23 protein-coding genes are annotated in these 18,036 nt (G+C 52.6%); 14 read left to right on the top strand and 9 right to left on the bottom strand.

What is annotated here, in order from left to right; genetic code table 11:
* Window positions 1–16: 16 nt before the first annotated feature.
* The 10 genes from fliJ to rcsA all read left to right on the top strand — a co-directional run bounded on the left by fliJ (window position 17) and on the right by rcsA (window position 6,786).
* Window positions 17–460, top strand: a complete 444-nt coding sequence (gene fliJ / locus LCD46_13825; GenBank protein UOY69169.1) for a flagella biosynthesis chaperone FliJ — start codon at window positions 17–19, stop codon at window positions 458–460.
* Entirely contained in the window at window positions 457–1,686 is a 1,230-nt protein-coding gene (gene fliK / locus LCD46_13830) for a flagellar hook length control protein FliK (GenBank protein ID UOY69170.1), read from the top strand. The genes fliJ and fliK overlap by 4 nt, the downstream gene beginning before the upstream one ends.
* A 106-nt stretch (window positions 1,687–1,792) precedes the next feature.
* Window positions 1,793–2,263, top strand: a complete 471-nt coding sequence (gene fliL, locus LCD46_13835; GenBank protein UOY69171.1) for a flagellar basal body-associated protein FliL — start codon at window positions 1,793–1,795, stop codon at window positions 2,261–2,263.
* Between the two features lie 4 nt (window positions 2,264–2,267).
* Window positions 2,268–3,272, top strand: a complete 1,005-nt coding sequence (gene fliM / locus LCD46_13840) for a flagellar motor switch protein FliM (protein UOY69172.1) — start codon at window positions 2,268–2,270, stop codon at window positions 3,270–3,272.
* Window positions 3,269–3,682: a flagellar motor switch protein FliN gene (gene fliN, locus LCD46_13845; protein UOY69173.1), complete on the top strand. Its 414-nt coding sequence runs from the start codon at window positions 3,269–3,271 to the stop codon at window positions 3,680–3,682. Before fliM ends, fliN begins: the two co-directional genes overlap by 4 nt.
* A 2-nt stretch (window positions 3,683–3,684) precedes the next feature.
* Window positions 3,685–4,059, top strand: coding sequence for a flagellar type III secretion system protein FliO (gene fliO / locus LCD46_13850; GenBank protein UOY69174.1), 375 nt, complete (start codon window positions 3,685–3,687; stop codon window positions 4,057–4,059).
* Window positions 4,059–4,796, top strand: coding sequence for a flagellar type III secretion system pore protein FliP (gene fliP / locus LCD46_13855; GenBank protein ID UOY69175.1), 738 nt, complete (start codon window positions 4,059–4,061; stop codon window positions 4,794–4,796). Before fliO ends, fliP begins: the two co-directional genes overlap by 1 nt.
* Window positions 4,797–4,805: 9 nt before the next feature.
* Window positions 4,806–5,075 carry a flagellar biosynthesis protein FliQ gene (gene fliQ / locus LCD46_13860; GenBank protein ID UOY69176.1) on the top strand — a complete coding sequence of 90 codons (270 nt, stop codon included), beginning with the start codon at window positions 4,806–4,808 and terminating at the stop codon, window positions 5,073–5,075.
* Window positions 5,076–5,082: 7 nt separating this feature from the next.
* On the top strand, window positions 5,083–5,868 hold the full coding sequence (gene fliR / locus LCD46_13865) for a flagellar type III secretion system protein FliR (GenBank protein ID UOY69177.1): 786 nt from the start codon (window positions 5,083–5,085) through the stop codon (window positions 5,866–5,868).
* A 294-nt stretch (window positions 5,869–6,162) separates the two neighbouring features.
* Window positions 6,163–6,786 carry a transcriptional regulator RcsA gene (gene rcsA / locus LCD46_13870; protein ID UOY69178.1) on the top strand — a complete coding sequence of 208 codons (624 nt, stop codon included), beginning with the start codon at window positions 6,163–6,165 and terminating at the stop codon, window positions 6,784–6,786.
* 102 nt (window positions 6,787–6,888) lie between these two features.
* Here rcsA and dsrB read toward each other — a convergent pair whose 3' ends face one another.
* Entirely contained in the window at window positions 6,889–7,077 is a 189-nt protein-coding gene (gene dsrB / locus LCD46_13875) for a protein DsrB (protein UOY69179.1), read from the bottom strand.
* A gap of 136 nt (window positions 7,078–7,213) precedes the next feature.
* Between dsrB and yodD the strand changes: the two genes are divergently transcribed.
* Window positions 7,214–7,441, top strand: coding sequence for a YodD family peroxide/acid resistance protein (yodD, locus tag LCD46_13880; protein ID UOY69180.1), 228 nt, complete (start codon window positions 7,214–7,216; stop codon window positions 7,439–7,441).
* A 300-nt stretch (window positions 7,442–7,741) separates the two neighbouring features.
* Window positions 7,742–8,560 carry a mannosyl-3-phosphoglycerate phosphatase-related protein gene (locus tag LCD46_13885; protein ID UOY69181.1) on the top strand — a complete coding sequence of 273 codons (819 nt, stop codon included), beginning with the start codon at window positions 7,742–7,744 and terminating at the stop codon, window positions 8,558–8,560.
* Here LCD46_13885 and yedQ read toward each other — a convergent pair.
* The 3 genes from yedQ to LCD46_13900 all read right to left on the bottom strand — a co-directional run bounded on the left by yedQ (window position 8,527) and on the right by LCD46_13900 (window position 11,477).
* Complete coding sequence (gene yedQ / locus LCD46_13890; protein ID UOY69182.1) at window positions 8,527–10,227, bottom strand: cellulose biosynthesis regulator YedQ; 1,701 nt, start codon at window positions 10,225–10,227, stop codon at window positions 8,527–8,529. The genes LCD46_13885 and yedQ overlap by 34 nt on opposite strands.
* Window positions 10,228–10,302: 75 nt before the next feature.
* Window positions 10,303–10,485 (bottom strand): DUF2158 domain-containing protein, encoded by a 183-nt coding sequence (locus LCD46_13895; GenBank protein ID UOY69183.1) that lies wholly within the window; start codon window positions 10,483–10,485, stop codon window positions 10,303–10,305.
* Window positions 10,486–10,562: 77 nt separating this feature from the next.
* Window positions 10,563–11,477: a DUF808 domain-containing protein gene (locus LCD46_13900; GenBank protein UOY72965.1), complete on the bottom strand. Its 915-nt coding sequence runs from the start codon at window positions 11,475–11,477 to the stop codon at window positions 10,563–10,565.
* A 175-nt stretch (window positions 11,478–11,652) separates the two neighbouring features.
* On the opposite strand from LCD46_13900, the gene yedA reads away from it, so the two are divergent.
* Window positions 11,653–12,567 (top strand): drug/metabolite exporter YedA, encoded by a 915-nt coding sequence (gene yedA, locus LCD46_13905; protein ID UOY69184.1) that lies wholly within the window; start codon window positions 11,653–11,655, stop codon window positions 12,565–12,567.
* Here yedA and LCD46_13910 read toward each other — a convergent pair.
* Genes LCD46_13910 through drpB form a run of 4 tightly spaced genes read right to left on the bottom strand, consistent with a single transcriptional unit; the run spans window position 12,539 to window position 15,510 of the window.
* Window positions 12,539–13,030 (bottom strand): very short patch repair endonuclease, encoded by a 492-nt coding sequence (locus LCD46_13910; GenBank protein ID UOY69185.1) that lies wholly within the window; start codon window positions 13,028–13,030, stop codon window positions 12,539–12,541. The two genes, yedA and LCD46_13910, sit on opposite strands and share 29 nt — an antisense overlap.
* Window positions 13,011–14,444 carry a DNA cytosine methyltransferase gene (locus tag LCD46_13915; GenBank protein UOY69186.1) on the bottom strand — a complete coding sequence of 478 codons (1,434 nt, stop codon included), beginning with the start codon at window positions 14,442–14,444 and terminating at the stop codon, window positions 13,011–13,013. Before LCD46_13915 ends, LCD46_13910 begins: the two co-directional genes overlap by 20 nt.
* A gap of 43 nt (window positions 14,445–14,487) precedes the next feature.
* On the bottom strand, window positions 14,488–15,189 hold the full coding sequence (locus LCD46_13920; protein UOY69187.1) for a phosphohydrolase: 702 nt from the start codon (window positions 15,187–15,189) through the stop codon (window positions 14,488–14,490).
* A 51-nt stretch (window positions 15,190–15,240) separates the two neighbouring features.
* Entirely contained in the window at window positions 15,241–15,510 is a 270-nt protein-coding gene (drpB, locus tag LCD46_13925) for a cell division protein DrpB (GenBank protein ID UOY69188.1), read from the bottom strand.
* Between the two features lie 435 nt (window positions 15,511–15,945).
* Here drpB and ompC point away from each other — a divergent pair, with 435 nt between their 5' ends.
* Window positions 15,946–17,109: a porin OmpC gene (gene ompC / locus LCD46_13930; GenBank protein ID UOY69189.1), complete on the top strand. Its 1,164-nt coding sequence runs from the start codon at window positions 15,946–15,948 to the stop codon at window positions 17,107–17,109.
* Between the two features lie 55 nt (window positions 17,110–17,164).
* Here the strand turns inward: ompC and LCD46_13935 are convergent, their stop codons facing one another.
* The gene (locus tag LCD46_13935) at window positions 17,165–18,028 is read right to left on the bottom strand and encodes an N-acetylmuramic acid 6-phosphate etherase (GenBank protein ID UOY69190.1); all 864 of its coding nucleotides are present in this window, start codon (window positions 18,026–18,028) and stop codon (window positions 17,165–17,167) included.
* Window positions 18,029–18,036: the final 8 nt, after the last annotated feature.

The raw sequence follows: 18,036 nt of genomic DNA on the forward strand, positions 1-18,036 counted from the left end.
GTGGAGGGCGAAGGTTATGGCGCAAAACAGCGCGTTATCAACGCTGAAAGATCTGGCTGAAAAAGAAGTTGATGATGCCGCATTGCAGCTTGGCGCAATGCGACGCGGGTGCCAGCAGGCTGAAGAACAGTTGAAGATGTTAATCGACTATCAGCATGAATATCGCACCAACCTCAATACCGATATGACACAGGGCATTGGCAGTCAGCGCTGGATTAACTATCAGCAGTTTATCCAGACGCTGGAGAAGGCGATAGAGCAGCATCGCCAGCAGCTTAACCAGTGGACCCAGAAAGTGGATACCGCGCTGAATTTCTGGCGCGAGAAAAAACAGCGGCTGCAGGCCTGGCAAACCTTACAGGATCGGCAGATTGCAGCCTCGACCCTGGCGGAAAACCGTCTGGATCAGAAAAAAATGGATGAGTTTGCCCAGCGCGCATCAATGAGGAAACCGGAATGATCACACTGCAACAACTGCTGATGAGCGACAGCGACCTGTCAGGCGGCACGCTGACAGGGAAAGGCACTGACGGTGCGCAAGATTTTCTCTCTCTGCTGGCGGGCGCCCTGACGGATGCAACCGGCAAAGGCAAGGATGCGCCACTGACCCTGGCTGACCTGAAAGCGGCTGGCAGTAAGCTGTCAAAAGTCGCTCAGGACGCCAGGGGCGATACCACGCTGCAGGCTAAAATTGCGGACCTGCTCTCGCGTCAGGGTGCGCTGAATGGCGATGAAGCACCCTCAACCACACCGCTGGAAACGCTGGTTTCCGGGCTGACACCGCTGTCAAAGGGAGATGCCCTGAAGACACTGAATACTGCCAGCAAAGATGACAGCAAAAGCGAACTGAGCGAAGAAGAACTGGCAGGATTAAGTGCGCTGATGGCGATGCTCCCCCACCAGCAGACCAGCACTGCTCACGCGACAGGCACTGACGGTATTACCGCGAAGTCTGTTCTGAGTTCAGCGACGCTTGCACAGAATGGCGCGGGACAATCGTCCCAGAACACCCCGCTGGCAGGCCATGATAAAGCCCAGCTTTCTGCGTCGTATCAGAGTCAGGGCAAACACAGCGACCCTGTTCTGCCTGACAACGCGCCCGCGACACCGGCTGTAACCGCTGCCGTGGAGAAACAAGAACTCGCCAGCGCGTCGTCTTCAACATCGCCGACCGCAACCCTGGCGCCAGTGATGTCCAGCCACGCGACCAGCCAGCCGGCCGCCACCGTTGCCACTGCGCCGGTGTTAAGCCAGCCTCTGGGAACTCACGAATGGCAGCAATCCCTGAGCCAGCACATCACGCTGTTCACTAAGCAGGGACAACAGACAGCGGAGCTGCGTCTGCACCCGGAAGATCTGGGTCAGGTGCAAATTTCGCTTAAACTGGATGATAACCAGGCGCAACTGCAGATGGTCTCGGCGCACAGCCACGTGCGTGCAGCACTGGAAGCAGCCCTGCCGGTACTACGGACATCGCTGGCTGAGAACGGTATTCAGCTTGCGCAGAGCAGCGTCAGCAGTGAGAGCTTTGCCGGGCAGCAGCAGTCCTTCTCCCAGCAGCAACAGCAGGCTTCGCGTTCCGGTAATACCGGCGGCTTTAATGAAGAGAGTGATGAGATACTGCCTACCCCTGCCGCCCTGCAATCTGCAGCACGTGGCAACAGCGCCGTAGACATCTTCGCCTAAACGCCAGAGGTAACGTGATTATCCCCGTCTTTTCCACGCTTTGACGTCGGCAGGACACGGGATAATCACCTTATTAAGCTGTACCGAAACAGGAAGCTCGTATCAGATGACTGACTCCGCTATCACCAAAAAAAGTAAGCGTTCCATCTGGATCCCGCTGCTGGTGTTGATCACGCTCGCCGCCTGCGCCACCGCGGGCTATAGTTACTGGCGTATGCAGCAGGAACCTTCGACCGCTGCGGCCAAAGCCGAACCAGCACCACCGCCGGCACCGGTATTTTTCCCTCTCGATACCTTCACCGTGAATCTCGGTGATGCGGATCGTGTGCTGTATGTCGGTATTACGCTGCGCCTGAAGGATGAGGCCACGCGTGCGCGCCTGAATGATTATCTTCCTGAAGTGCGTAGCCGCCTTCTGCTGCTGTTCTCTCGTCAGGATGCTTCGACGCTGGCCACCGATGTCGGCAAGCAAAAGCTGGTCGACGCCATTAAACAAACGCTGGCGACCCCGCTGGTAAACGGCCAACCTAAGCAGGAAGTCACTGACGTTCTGTATACAGCCTTCATTCTGCGGTAACGACATGGGCGACAGTATTCTTTCTCAGGCAGAAATCGATGCGCTGCTTAACGGCGACAGCGATAAGAGTGATGATCCGCAACCGGGTCTTGGCGGCGATAGCGATATTCGCCCCTATGACCCGAATACCCAGCGTCGCGTGGTACGTGAACGTCTGCAGGCGCTGGAGATCATTAACGAACGTTTTGCACGTCAGTTCCGTATGGGGCTGTTTAACCTGCTGCGTCGTAGCCCGGACATCACGGTCGGTGCGATCCGTATTCAGCCGTATCATGAGTTTGCCCGCAACCTGCCGGTGCCAACCAACCTTAACCTGATTCATCTGAAGCCGCTGCGCGGCACTGGACTGGTGGTGTTTTCGCCAAGCCTGGTGTTCATTGCGGTGGATAACCTGTTCGGCGGCGACGGGCGTTTCCCGACCAAAGTAGAAGGTCGTGAATTTACCCACACCGAGCAGCGCGTGATTAACCGTATGCTGAAGCTGGCGCTGGAATCTTACAGCGACGCGTGGAAAGCCATTAACCCACTGGACGTGGAGTATGTACGTTCTGAGATGCAGGTGAAATTTACCAATATCACCACCTCTCCAAACGATATCGTCGTCAACACGCCGTTCCATGTAGAAATCGGTAACCTGACCGGGGAATTCAACATTTGCCTGCCGTTCAGCATGATCGAACCGCTGCGCGAACTGCTGGTTAACCCCCCGCTGGAGAACTCACGCAACGAAGACCAGAACTGGCGTGAAAACCTGGTACGTCAGGTTCAGCGTTCGCAGCTTGAGCTGATCGCGAGTTTTGCCGATATCCCGCTGCGGTTATCCCAGATACTGAAATTACAACCCGGCGATGTCCTGCCGATAGAAAAACCCGACCGCATTATTGCCCATGTGGATGGTGTCCCGGTGCTGACAAGCCAGTACGGCACACTTAACGGTCAGTATGCGTTACGCGTTGAGCACTTGATCAACCCGATATTGAATTCGCTGAATGAGGAACAGCCCAAATGAGTGACATGAACAATCCGTCCGATGAAAACAGCGGAGCACTGGACGATCTGTGGGCTGACGCGTTAAACGAGCAACAATCCACCCCGAGTAAAAGCGCGGCGGATGCGGTATTCCAGCAGCTTGGTGGGGGTGATGTCAGCGGCACGCTGCAGGACATCGACCTGATTATGGACATCCCTGTTAAGCTGACCGTGGAACTGGGACGTACCCGTATGACCATTAAAGAACTGCTGCGCCTGACGCAGGGTTCCGTGGTGGCGCTGGACGGTCTGGCCGGTGAGCCGCTGGATATTCTGATCAACGGTTATCTGATTGCCCAGGGTGAAGTGGTGGTGGTTGCCGATAAATACGGCGTTCGCATCACCGACATCATTACCCCATCAGAACGTATGCGTCGTCTGAGCCGTTAAGCATGAAAACTCAGGCAACAATATCACAACCTTCTGCCGTCCCCGGCTCACCTCTGCTCCAGGTGAGCGGGGCGTTGTTCGGTATTATTGCCTTTATTCTTATCGCCGCATGGCTGGCGAAACGCGTTGGTCTGGCGGGTAAAACCGCCGGTACCCGCGGTCTGAAGGTCAGCGCCAGCACCACACTGGGGCCACGGGAACGCGTGGTCATTGTCGATGTGGAAGATGCGCGTTTGGTTCTGGGCGTCACTGCCTCAAACATCAACGTATTACATAAACTGCCGCCCGCTCCTGTTCTGGTGGACGAGCGCGCAGACGCCCCTGCGGATTTCCAGTCCGTTATGAAGAGTTTGCTTAAGCGTTCCGGGAGATCCTGATGCGCCGTTTGTTATCCCTTACGCTTGCGGGCGTGGGTCTGTTTGCTCCCGCGGTTTATGCGCAACTGCCTGGTCTGGTCTCAACGCCCCTCGCTGGCGGCGGCCAAAGCTGGTCGCTCCCGGTTCAGACACTGGTTTTTATCACCTCGCTGACGTTTATTCCGGCCATCCTGCTGATGATGACCAGCTTCACCCGCATCATCATCGTCTTTGGCCTGCTGCGAAACGCGCTAGGAACCCCTTCCGCACCGCCAAACCAGGTTCTGCTGGGGCTGGCGCTGTTTTTGACCTTTTTCATTATGTCGCCGGTGATCGATAAGATTTACACCGACGCCTACCAGCCGTTCAGCGAAGACAAAATCTCCATGCAGGAGGCGCTGGATAAAGGCGCTCAGCCGTTACGGGAATTTATGCTGCGCCAGACGCGTGAAGCGGATCTGGCGCTTTTTGCTCGCCTGTCCAACACCGGTGAGCTTCAGGGACCGGAAGCAGTTCCGATACGTATTCTGCTGCCCGCCTATGTCACCAGCGAGCTGAAAACCGCGTTTCAGATTGGCTTTACCATTTTTATTCCGTTCCTGATTATCGACCTGGTGATCGCCAGCGTGCTGATGGCGCTGGGTATGATGATGGTTCCTCCCGCCACCATTGCCCTGCCCTTTAAGATCATGCTCTTCGTGCTGGTCGATGGCTGGCAGCTGCTGGTCAGTTCTCTGGCCCAGAGTTTCTACAGTTAAGGAACGGCAATGACACCCGAATCGGTCATGATGATGGGCACGGAAGCGATGAAAATCGCGATAGCCGTTGCCGCACCTTTGTTGCTTGTCGCGCTGGTAACCGGTCTGATTATCAGTATTCTGCAGGCCGCCACGCAAATTAACGAAATGACGCTGTCATTTATCCCGAAAATCATCGCCGTGTTCGTGGCGATTATCGTTGCCGGGCCGTGGATGCTGAACCTGTTGCTGGACTATATGCGCAACCTGTTTACCAACCTGCCGTACATCATCGGCTGACCTGACAATGCTGCACTTCACCAGCGACCAGTGGGTTCAGTGGCTTGGCGTCTACTTTTGGCCGATGCTGCGCATCATGGCGCTGATTTCAACGGCGCCCATTCTCAGTGAGAAATCGATCCCCAAGCGTGTCAAAGTGGGGCTGGGCATCATCATTTCCATTATCGTCGCCCCTTCTCTTCCCCCTGTGGATATTCCGATTTTCTCGGCCAATGCGATATGGGTGGCATTGCAGCAGGTGATGATTGGCGTCGCCGTCGGCTTTACCATGCAACTCGCCTTTGCCGCCGTGCGCACCGCAGGGGAACTCATCGGCCTGCAGATGGGATTATCGTTCGCCACGTTCGTCGATCCCGGCAGCCATCTCAACATGCCTGTGCTGGCGCGCATTATCGACCTGCTGGCCATGCTGCTATTCTTGTCGTTCAACGGTCATCTGTGGCTCATTTCCATGCTGGTGGATACGTTCCATACGCTGCCAATTGGTGAGAACCCGGTGAACAGCAATGCTTTTCTGGCGCTCACCCGTGCCGCAGGGCTGATATTCCTGAACGGGCTGATGCTCGCGCTACCGATTATCACGCTGCTGCTGACAGTAAACCTGGCATTAGGTTTACTGAACCGAATGGCGCCGCAGTTATCGGTGTTTGTCATTGGTTTTCCGCTGACGTTGACGGTCGGAATTTTATTAATGTCATTACTCATGCCACTTATCGCCCCCTTCTGTGAACATTTATTCGGCGAGATATTCAACCTGTTAGCGGATATTGTCAGCGAACTGCCACGTAAATAATAGCCCTCACTATTGATATTGTCTTTCTGAGGATATTCCTAAAATAAAACCTGAAAAACATCTTCCAGGATATATCTGACGCGGTTTAATTGTTTCTAAGCACCTCACAATACTTAATAATTACTTTACTTTAAGAAGATTCCTGGCAAATTATACGTAACTTTACGGGATAGTGAGTCCGCCTGAAAGTCTTTGTCATGCTCACAGGTTTATTATTTTTTTCCATCCCGTATGGCTGTTTTGAGCTCTCAGGCAGATGGTGAATTATCGTTACGCATTGAGTGAGGGTATGCCATGTCAACGATCATTATGGATTTATGCAGCTACACCCGGCTAGGGTTAACCGGGTACCTGGCAAGCAGAGGGGTAAGAAAGAGAGACATCAACGATGCACACACCGTTGACGAACTCGCAGCCGCTTGTGACGAACTAAAACCAGGCGTGGTGTTTATTAATGAGGACTGTTTCATTCACGATCCAGCCAACAGTCAGCACATTAAGCAAATCATTAATCAGCATCCAAAAACCCTGTTTATTGTTTTTATGGCGATCGCGAATATCCATTTCGATGAGTATTTATTGGTCCGTAAAAACTTATTAATCAGCTCTAAATCGATTAAACCAGAGTCGCTGGATGACATTCTGGGTGATTATTTGAATAAAGAAGTTAAAAATGTAGGAGCGGTTAACTTACCCACCCTATCATTAAGCAGGACTGAATCAAGTATGCTGAGAATGTGGATGGCGGGCCAAGGAACTATTCAGATCTCAGACCAGATGAATATTAAAGCTAAAACCGTTTCGTCACACAAAGGAAATATTAAAAGGAAAATTAAAACGCATAATAAGCAAGTGATCTACCACGTAGTACGCCTGACCGATAATGTGACGAACGGGATTTTCGTCAACATGCGTTAGTCGCTTAAGACCCTGTGCACCCTACCTTTGATCTCTGGCCTGGCCAGAGATTTTTGCTTCTGAGAACGTTGTCGGGTACGCGCTGTGCCACCCGACGCCGAGCTACTCTGCTTTCTCAACAAAAATACCGTCAGGATGCCCCAGTTCGTTAAAAAACCAGATGCCAAGCGGGTAGTCTTCCAGTGATACCAGGTACATTGTGCCTTCGCTAAACTCTTCAATTGCCAGTACCACACCCGGGCGGCGCGGCCCACCGTCCGTTTTAACGGTTACCCGATCGTTGACCTTCATACATTCCTCCTCTGGTTTTGAGCCAGTTTAGAACAAAACGCAAAAACGCACATCGCCGTCCGGCGCGAATGGCGTTTTTATACACAGGCTATACTTAACCCTGGACACGTTTGTAGGTTGAAAGAGGAGTCCCGTAATGAAGACCGACAAAGCGTACAGCGACACCATCAAACGCGACGTCGAAGTGGATGTCGATGCCCTGCTGGCCGCGATCAATGAGATCAGTGAATCAGAAGTCCGCCGTATGGACGATAATTCTGACCGCGTCATTGTTAACGGAAGGGATTATCACACCTATCGTGAACTGGCTGAGGCCTTCGAGCTTGATATTCATGACTTTAGCGTGTCTGAAGCAAATCGGTAGCACGAAAAAAATCCCGGTCATGGGGATGGCCGGGATCAAAACTTGCTTATGCAAGAAGCACTTGAAATTCGTTACACCAGGAAACCTGATGTACATGCCACACTATCCCCAACAATTTTGCCTGACAAGCATATATTCTCGGAATGAATATAACATTTTTAACATATTGATTTTTGTTATGAGCGATAACATACGCCGAATGCGGGTTTGCCTGGGATAGTTCCCTTTTCCAGGATTTCCCTTTCCGTTATTTTTTAGGAATATTCTTAATCTCTGACGCATCCGTTATCTGGAGCCACTATGCCTTCACTGCAGGACACGCTGCTGATTTTTTCTGACCTGGATGGCTCGTTGCTGGATATTCATACCTATGACTGGCAGCCAGCGATACCCTGGCTCGACAGGCTGCTGGATAACCAGGTACCGGTTATTCTTTGCAGCAGTAAGACGGTGGCAGAGATGCTTGAGATCCAGCAGGATCTGGGGCTGGAAGGTTTACCGCTTATTGCCGAAAACGGCGCAGTGATTCAGCCTGATGTCCGCTGGGAAATGGGTCAGCGCCACATCAGAGGGATGTCGCACCAGGATATCCACCGGCTGATTGAACAAATCCGCCTGCAGTTGCGCGTTAAATTCACCACCTTTGACGACGTCGATGAACGGGTTATCAGCGAGTGGACCGGGCTGACGCGCTATCGCTCAGCCCTCGCACGTAAGCATGAAGCCTCCGTCACGCTTATCTGGCGCGACACCGATGAGAAAATGGTTGAGTTTGAAGAGGTGCTGGCGCGAAGTGGCCTGAAATGCCTGCAAGGCGCCCGTTTCTGGCATATTCTGGACGCCCGCTGTGGTAAGGACGTTGCGGTTAACTGGCTTATTGAGCAGTACCGCGAGCAGGAAGATATCACTCCTGTCACCCTGGGACTCGGTGATGGCCCCAATGATGCCCCCCTGTTGGACAGCATGGACTTCGCTGTCGTCATCAAAGGGATAAACCGACAGGGTATCGTGCTGCGAGACACTTCCCCTGCGCGGGTCTATTACACTCAGCAGCCCGGACCGGCTGGCTGGAGTGAGGGGCTGGATCACTTCTTGTCGTCATCGCGCCAGATAACCTGATTACGTCCCCCCTGTTTTGCCAGATACAGACGGGTATCGGCAATCGACTGCAGCTGTTCAAAGTTGTAGTTCCCTTTTTCATGGGCACAGCTCACGCCAAATGATGCAGTGATATGTAATGTGGTGCTTTTTTTCACCAGAATCTCTTTGCTGTCAATCCTTGCGCGGATGCGCTCTGCTACCACCGAGGCCTCGGGAAGCGCCACTCCAGGTAATACCACGCAAAACTCTTCCCCGCCGACGCGCCCGGCGACATCGTTTTCACGCAGTCCGCTGGCAATAATCCCGGCAGCATGAGACAGCACCTTATCACCCGCCTGATGGCCAAAGCGGTCATTGATGCTTTTGAAATGATCCAGATCGATCTGAATCACGGAAAACGGTAGCGACTGTTGCTGGCATTGTTGTGCCAGTATTCTGGCCCGTTCGAAGAGCGCACCACGGTTATTCAGACGGGTGAGCGGATCATGCCAGGCCTGCCACTGCAGTGAGCTTTGCAGTGCATACATGTTGCTCACCATTCGGCGGATCACCAGCCAGGAGATAAGCAGCATGGCCGTGAACAGTGCCCACAGCAGAGCCAGCACAATGCTGATGCTACCGAAATCACCCTGAACACCTTCATGCAGGGTATGCACTCGCAGAACGACGCCATCAAAGTGATCGAGCCGTTCCCAACTGATAAAACGACTGCCGAGACGGACTCCGCCTTCCGTGTCACTTTCAATGGCATGTGCGATTTGCGCCATTTCACGTTCGTCAAAACGGTTCATCAGGCTGGCAGGGGATTCCGAAGAGGCAATCAAGTTGAGGCGCGAATCGTACAGCTGATATTCCCCTTCGGCATGATCGTCCGTTGCATCTGCCAGCAAACGCTTCATGGTGCTAAACGAAAAATCCATCGCCACTACGCCGTACCAGTAATGTTCAAAATAGATGGGTATGCTGGCCGTAATCATGCGTTCGTTGCCGGTCCAGGAGGACGCGGTAGAGATAAACCAGCGCACCGCCCGCGCACGATTGTTACGTTCAGACTGCTGCGTAAACCAGGGCTGGGTCACCAGGTGGTAATAACGCGTAATGATGTCGTCACTCTGCGCAGGCGTATCCGTGGAAAGATAAAACCCGGCGCGGGAGATATAGATAATCCGCTCTTCATTCTGTACCGTCGATGAGGCCAGACGTAGTAAGTAACCGACTTCAAGTGCAGCAGAAATTTCATTACGGATACGTTCATCGTCACGGTTGAGGAGTACCGTTTTTTCAACAAAGGCGTCTGATACGCCATTAATGGGGAGTGTGCGTTCTTTATCCACCGCCAGTTGCCAGGCAGGTCGATTCCGGAGGAGGTCAAAACGATCAACAGCCTGATGCAAAACGTCAAATGCCAGCGGTTTCTGCAGTGCGTCCCGCATGCTGTTGCGGAAAAATAGCGCCTTATCAACGCCAAATTGCAGCTGTCTGTCGAGCGAGCTGGCAACCGTTTCCAGATGATTGCGCTGGCTGGAGATATAGGCCTCTTCCAGCACCACCACCTCGCGCCAGGTCAGAAGAGTGGAGAAGATCAGTACGACGATAAAACAGGAATTAACAATCAGGCCAGGGTTGCTGCGCTTTTGCAGCCATTGAAAAAAAGATCGTCTTACAACAAATGTATCGCGCTGCACACACACTCTCCCTGATGACTGCCTACACCCGGTACCTGAAATAAAAAACGCCCGACAAAGCCGGGCGTTATGTGATTAAGCCTTGTCTCGTTTCTGCTGCCCATCACCCGGCTGAAGCTCATCTTCACGAAATGCTTCCCGCTTGATGCTGTAGCCATCGTGCCACCGACACTCCACCATTCCACTGGAATACCCGGTGACAATCATACGTGGGCCGCCCTTCTTAGGCTTAACTTCATCACTGACCAAAAAGACCATACCTGCCTCCTGTATCAGGGTGAAACTTTTTCAATTTAGACGAGGAATGGTCTTTTTGCATCTGTAACAGGTAGCAATTAGTGCGCCGTGCCACGCATTTTTTCGACCAACTTTACTGCCGCCACCACGATAGCGCCAATGATAAAGCCCAACACAAGATTCAGCAGCGTGGGCAGAATCGCCGCGACAACAGCACCCTGCGCAGTGGAGAAATGTTCGATAGCGTGATGCAATGGCGCAATACCGTGAACCACAATACCGCCGCCAACGAGGAACATCGCCAGCGTGCCGACTACGGATAAACTCTTCATCAGCCAGGGCGCCAGCACCAGTAAGCTTTTGCCTACCCCTTTTGCCACCGCGCTTGATTTCTCTTCCAGCCAGTAGCCGATATCATCCAGCTTAACGATCAACCCCACCAGACCGTACACCCCTACCGTGACCAGAATAGCGATCCCGGAGAGGATCAGAACCTGGTTCATCAGCGGTGCTTCAGACACAATCCCCAGCGTAATGGCGACGATCTCAGCAGAGAGAATAAAGTCGGTACGAATAGCCCCTTTCACTTTATCGCGCTCAAAGGTTTTCGGATCCTGCGCGGCCAGTGCTTCAAGACGCTGCTGGCGCATTTCAGGCGTATCGCTCTTATTACGTGCCGCGAACGAATGCAGGACTTTCTCGACGCCCTCGAAGCATAAAAATGCCCCACCAATCATCAGTAACGGCGTGATGGCCCAGGGAATAAACGCGCTGATCAGTAGCGCCAGTGGTACCAGAATCACTTTATTCAGGAATGAACCTTTCGCAACGCCCCACACCACCGGCAGTTCACGATTAGCCCTAACCCCACTCACCTGCTGGGCGTTAAGCGATAAATCATCTCCCAGAACGCCAGCGGTTTTCTTCGCTGCCAGTTTCCCCATCACTGAAATGTCATCCAGCAAGGTGGCAATATCATCCAGCAATGTTAATAAGCTACTTCCTGCCAAAATCTCAATCCTTCTTTTTTTGCTAATGTAGTGAATAGTATGGAGCAAAAGCGTGAACCCGGAAACAGGCACCTTTCGTCAACAAAAAATTCACATCAACCACACAATTAAAGGGCTCGCCAGCACGATAGTTTTCGCGTTTACTATCAGCGACCTTTTTATTTCGTCGTGAGGGATTATGCGTTTCCGGCAATTGCTACCGCTCATTGGGGCACTTTTTTCACTGTATATCATTTGGGGTTCAACCTACTTTGTCATTCGCATCGGGGTAGAAAGCTGGCCGCCGCTGATGATGGCGGGTATTCGCTTCCTCTCGGCTGGGGTGCTTCTGCTGGCATTCCTGCTGCTACGCGGTCATAAACTTCCCCCACTTCGCCCGCTGCTTAATGCTGCATTGATTGGTCTGCTGCTGTTGGCCGTGGGCAATGGTTTTGTGACCATTGCCGAGCACCAGAATGTACCGTCAGGGATCGCCGCCGTGGTTGTTGCCACCGTCCCGCTGTTTACCCTCTGTTTTAGCCGCCTTTTTGGCATTCGTACCCGCAAACTGGAATGGCTGGGGATTGGCATCGGGCTTGCTGGCATTATTCTGCTCAACAGCGGCGGTAACCTGAGCGGGAACCCATGGGGCGCCGTGATTATTCTGATCGGCTCTATGAGCTGGGCATTCGGTTCCGTATACGGCTCCCGTATTGAGCTGCCCTCCGGCATGATGGCTGGCGCAGTAGAGATGCTCGCTGCGGGGATTGTGCTCTTACTCGCCTCAACGCTGACGGGAGAAAAGCTGACGACAATGCCGGGTCTGTCGGGCTTTCTGGCGGTCGGTTATCTGGCGCTGTTTGGATCGCTCATCGCCATTAATGCCTACATGTTCCTGATCCGCAATGTTTCTCCGGCCGTCGCCACCAGCTATGCCTATGTCAACCCGGTCGTGGCCGTGCTGCTCGGCACAGGATTGGGCGGTGAAACGCTCTCGTCGGTAGAATGGCTGGCACTCGGGGTGATTGTTTTTGCTGTTGTGCTGGTCACGCTGGGCAAATATTTGCTGCCTGCCAAACCGGTTGTCACACCTTGCGAGGTGGAAAAACCGTAAGCGGATGAATACCCAGAGTGTCGATCTGCGCGGTCTGACCGCCGCCGCAGATCCACTCTTCCAGCCGTTCCGTGAGATCGGCATCGTTCAGTTTTAATCTGCCTCTCAGGGCACACTCCCAGACGATCAGCACTCGCCAGCCCTGAGCAATAAGCGTGGTGAGATCCCGGTTGTCACGATCAACATTTTTACCAATTTTCTCCAGCCAGAAATCGGTGCGTGTCGCCGGGACTTTGAACAAGTAGCAGTCGTGATGATGCCAGAAACAGCCGTGAGTAAAGATGATGCACTGGTACGCGTCGACAACGAAATCCGGTCGCCCCGCAAGCGCGGGATCCTGCACGCGGAAATCAACGCCGGCCTGCGTCAGAAGCGCGGCCAGGCGTTTTTCAATTGCGGTATCACGCGTGCCGATAGCACGCATGTTTTTACTGCGCGTGGCCTTATCGTGAACATCCGTCATTGACGGCCTCACTCTCACGTAGCGCCACAGCCTGTTTGATGCGGGAAGACAGCAGTTTTGCCACCGCCGCAAAGGCGGGAACCACCACAGAATTACCAAACTGGCGGTAAGCCTGCGTATCCGAAACCGGAATGCGGAAGCTGTAGCCTTGCGGGGTTTCAAACCCCATTAACCGGGCGCATTCCCGCGGCGTTAAGCGTCGTGGACGGTGACGCTGGTTGTCCGGGTCGTCGAAATTCTGCTCGCCAAGCGCCTTGTCCCAGCCTCTGTCGATCAGAATTTCTGCACCGTCCTTATAGTAGCGGGCAGAAAGCGTGCGGGTAACGCTGTGCGGATCGTTTGGGTTGACCATCCCAAAACCGAAGCCGTTGCCCTTCGCCTGATGTTTTTTGGCATAGCGGTAGAGGTATTTCCACAGCACCGGAGTGAGGATAAATTTCGCGTCGACGACAGGCTCCAGCAGCTCAGCCACGGTGGGACGGTGCGCCGGATATAAAGAAGGAATATCACGCAGGGTGAAATCCCCCTTCAGATTGAGATCGCGGCGGAAACCCACCAGCACGATTCGTTCTCGATGCTGGGGCAGAAAATGTTTCCCATCAATGATTTTTGGGTCATCCGCGCCCATGTCCTGTGAGTCGGCCACGTCATAGCCCAACTCGTCCAGCGTTTGCATGATGATGCGGAAGGTTTTTCCACTATCATGGCTCTTTAGATTCTTGACGTTTTCCAGCACAAAAATCGCCGGGCGTCGGGCGTCAATAATGCGGGCCACATCAAAAAACAGCGTTCCCTGGGTATCACAGGCGAAACCGTGGGCGCGTCCGAGGGCGTTCTTTTTCGAGACGCCCGCCAGGGAGAAAGGCTGGCACGGGAAACCCGCCAACAGCACATCATGCGCCGGGATCGTCTGGCGAATGTGCTCCGCGGCTTGTGCATCGCTCACGCCACTTTTATGGCTCAGGGTGACATCGCGGATATCCGCGTTGAAATGATGTTCATGGGGATCGCAGTACCAGTTTGCTTTGTAGGTGCGCACAGCATGTTTGTTCCACTCGCTGGTAAACACGCACTGACCGCCGATGGCTTCAAAGCCGTGTCGGATGCCACCGATACCGGCAAACAGATCGATAAAGCGGAAAGCATAGTTCGGGTGCGCGGCTGAAGGGCGTGGAAGCAGGCTCTGCAGGTAACGAAACTCGCCTTCGCTCAGGCGACGCCCTGCCCGCTCGCTGGTCAGCAGTCTTTTCAGGATTGCCGGGCTCCAGTGGCTCTCACCGTGTGCCACCAGCTGATTTGCCAGGGTTTTAGCATCATAGATATCTAACAACTGGTGCAATAACGCCTGCACCGTTGCCGTTGATTTCTCAGCCTGCTCAGGTGCGGGCTCAGTCACTGATCGATTTTCCTGCATTGTTTTAACCGGACAATAAAGACTGGAAACAGATTACCACAGTTCATTTGCGCAAACTGCGACGGAAGCGGCTCTGAACCTGGCTATCCAGCCCGATGCAGTCACCGCGTAATTCGGCACTGAGTTTCGCCATAAACTGGATCAGAAAATCGGCGTTGTGATGCGCGAGCTCGCGCCCGACATCCGTTTGCATTGTATCAGGCAACCGCAACAGCTTGGTCTGAAAATGGTCAAGGGCAAACGCCCGGTCATCAAGCGATCGTGCATCGGCGAACGGATCGTCAGCATTAAACAGTGCCACCCCCAAAGCGCCTGACACGGCAAAGACTCGCGCCAGACCGATGGCACCCAGTGCTTCCAGACGGTCTGCATCCTGGACAATTTTGGCCTCAATACTTTGCGGCGTCAGCCCGGCGCTGAAACTGTGTGCCTCGATGGCATGTTCCACTGCGGCATAGCATTCGGGCGGAAAATCAGGGAAATCGCATTGCAGAATGCTACGTGTCTTACGCGCCGCCAGACGGGATGACTGACTGCGTTCCGGATGGTTTTTGGGCAGGCTAACGATGTCATGAAAATAACATGCGGTCAGCACAACCAGCGGGTCAACCGTCTGGTTGTCCATAATTTTTTGCGCGGTCATCCAGACACGACGAAAGTGTGAAATATCATGAGCGGCGTCGTCGGTGGTGTGGTTTTCGTCGAGCCAGCGTTCAAAGCGGTGCTGCCACTGCGTAAGTTCCATGATCACATCCTGTCGGTGAAACGGTAACAATAGCAACTTTCCCCGCTGCTATCACCGGTTGTCCTGACGGGGACGCGTATACCAGGCAATCGCGCCCAGAATCAGACCGACGGTGCCCAGCACCATAAACCCCAGAATGGCTCCAAGCCACTTCCCGCTGGTCGACCCTAAATCCCCGTCAGCCACGGTATCAGGCAGTGATGGAATTTTACTTACCACCCACGCGTAGCGCGCCATAGCCCAGACAAAATAACCGCAAAATGCGTAGAACACCCACAGAGCCAGTTTGCCTCCCAGGCTGCGTTCAATTTTTCGTTCCATCTTTATCCTTCACTCCACGATAGCTGCACTATCGTTTTCACCTGCTCACTTAGTTTTGTGACAATCATCACATTTTGTCATTAAACGCGGCAGTGTGGGAAGATTTCTTACGCTCAGTTTGCGTTAAGTTGATCTCAGGCAAGATTAACGGTTGTGTTATTTTTGCTCAGAAAGGCCGAGATATATAATTTCAAGCAATTATAAAAATGAAATAATAATAGCGTGAAATACTTAATAATAATTAACCTCTATATGTTCAATCGAATAATTCACAAGAAAAATAAAGCGACATTTAGAAATATTTTGCAATATTTATACGACTTTAATTACATTTATTTTTGAACAAAAATAACAAACCATAGAATAGTATCAACCATGTAATTGCGGAGAGTAATTACATATATTCATATAAATTATCTTTAAAGGGAATATATAATGAAAAGAAAAGTTCTGGCACTTCTTGTACCCGCTTTATTAATGGCTGGCGCGGTAAATGCGGCAGAGATGTACAATAAAAACGGCAACAAAGTTGACCTGTATGGCAAAGTCGATGCACGTCATACCTTCTCTGACAACCCAGGTGACGACGGCGATGAAACCTATGTACAGATTGGTTTCAAAGGCGAAACCCAGATTACTCGCGATCTGATCGGTTACGGCCAGTGGGAATATAAAACCTACGCAAATGATACTGAAGGCGCGGGTGATAAATCCTTTAACCGTCTGGCATATGCAGGTCTGAAATATGGTGAATACGGCTCATTTGATTATGGCCGTAATTACGGCGTCGTGTACGACGTTGAAGCCTGGACCGATATGCTGCCGGTATTTGGCGGTGATTCTTACACCTGGACCGATAACTTTATGAATGGCCGTGCTAACGGTCTGGCGACTTATCGTAATAAAGATTTCTTTGGTCTGGTTGATGGTCTGAATTTTGCGCTGCAATATCAAGGTAATAACGAAAGTGGTCCACACGAAGATCAATTCGGTAATAATATTGATGTTCAGGAAGGCACGAAAAATGGTCATAAAGATGTGCGTTTCCAGAATGGCGACGGCTTCGGTATGTCGACTTCCTACGACTTCTCTGGCGACCTGTCCGGCCTGAGCCTGGGTGCAGCGTATTCGTCTTCTGATCGTACTAACGAGCAGGTTGCTTATGGCAAAGCCGCGGAAGGCATCGGTTATGCCGGTGGCGAAAAAGCTGAAGCCTGGACCGTTGGCGCAAAATACGATGCAAACAGCATCTACCTGGCAATGATGTATGCGGAAACCCGCAACATGACGCCAATCGGTAACCTTGGTATCGCAAACCAGACTCAGAACTTCGAAGCGGTTGCCCAGTACCAGTTCGACTTCGGCCTGCGTCCTTCCCTGGCATGGGTTTACTCAAAAGGTAAAGACCTGGACGGTAAGGGATTCAATCAGGATCTGGTTAACTACATTGACGTGGGCATGACCTACAGCTTAAACAAGAACTTCTCTACTTATGTTGATTACAAAATCAACATGCTGGACAACGATGAAGCACTGTATGAAACATACGGTATTTCCACCGATGACATCGTTGGCATCGGTATGACCTACCAGTTCTAATATCTAAAATACTAAAGCCCGCTTTCGCGGGCTTTTTTATGCCATTTGTCAGGCTCTATGGCGCTTCCTGCAACGCCACGCGAATAAATCCGTTATTCTGCGCCAGTAGCTCATGGGCTTTCCAGGCATCCAGCCCTGTCAGCACCATCAACACCGCTGTTTTACAGTTATGGTTACACCCTTCCAGCGCGGCTTTCGCCTCCGCCCGGGTACATCCGCCTGCTTCCATCACTATTGCGATTTGTCGCTCGGCCCATTTGGTATTGCTTGCCTCAAGATCCACACGCAGGTTGCTGTATGCGCGACCGGTTCGGACGGCCAATCCGGTAGCAATCATCGAGAGGATCATTTTCTGCGCAATCCCCGCTTTGGTATTGATATAGCCTGCGACCACATCAGCACCCAGTTCCGGGGCAATCACCATGCTCGCCAGCTGCGCCGCTTCACTTTGCGCGTCGCCGGTAATGACAGCAACCGAAGAGCCCAGCGACCATGCATGCCGCATCGCGCCCCAAACCCACGGTGTTTTTCCGCTAATGGTCACCGCCAGCATCATATCGTGTTCGCCAAAGGTGATGGCCTGCAGGTCGGCAACGCCACGCTCATAGCTTCCTTCTCCCTCGCCTGCTGTAACGGCAATGACAGGAGTTTTACCCGGAGCATATTCATCCGCTACCTGTTGCGCGACACGGCCCGACGGGCCTGCGCCAACAATGACTAAACGACCACCGTGGCTGAGGGTCGCGGCGGCGTTATCCACCACGCGGGCGATAGTTGTTAAACAGGGGGTAATAGCTGCAGTGATAAGTGCATCATCCTGGTGAATGACTTTCAGCATGTCCAGCGTGGACAATCTATCAATATTCATCGTGCTGGCGTGCCGTCTTTCCTTGACCGAACCGGTAAGCATAATGCTCATAAACAGCC

Source organism: Enterobacter ludwigii, assembly GCA_023023105.1.
Classification (GTDB): domain Bacteria; phylum Pseudomonadota; class Gammaproteobacteria; order Enterobacterales; family Enterobacteriaceae; genus Enterobacter; species Enterobacter adelaidei.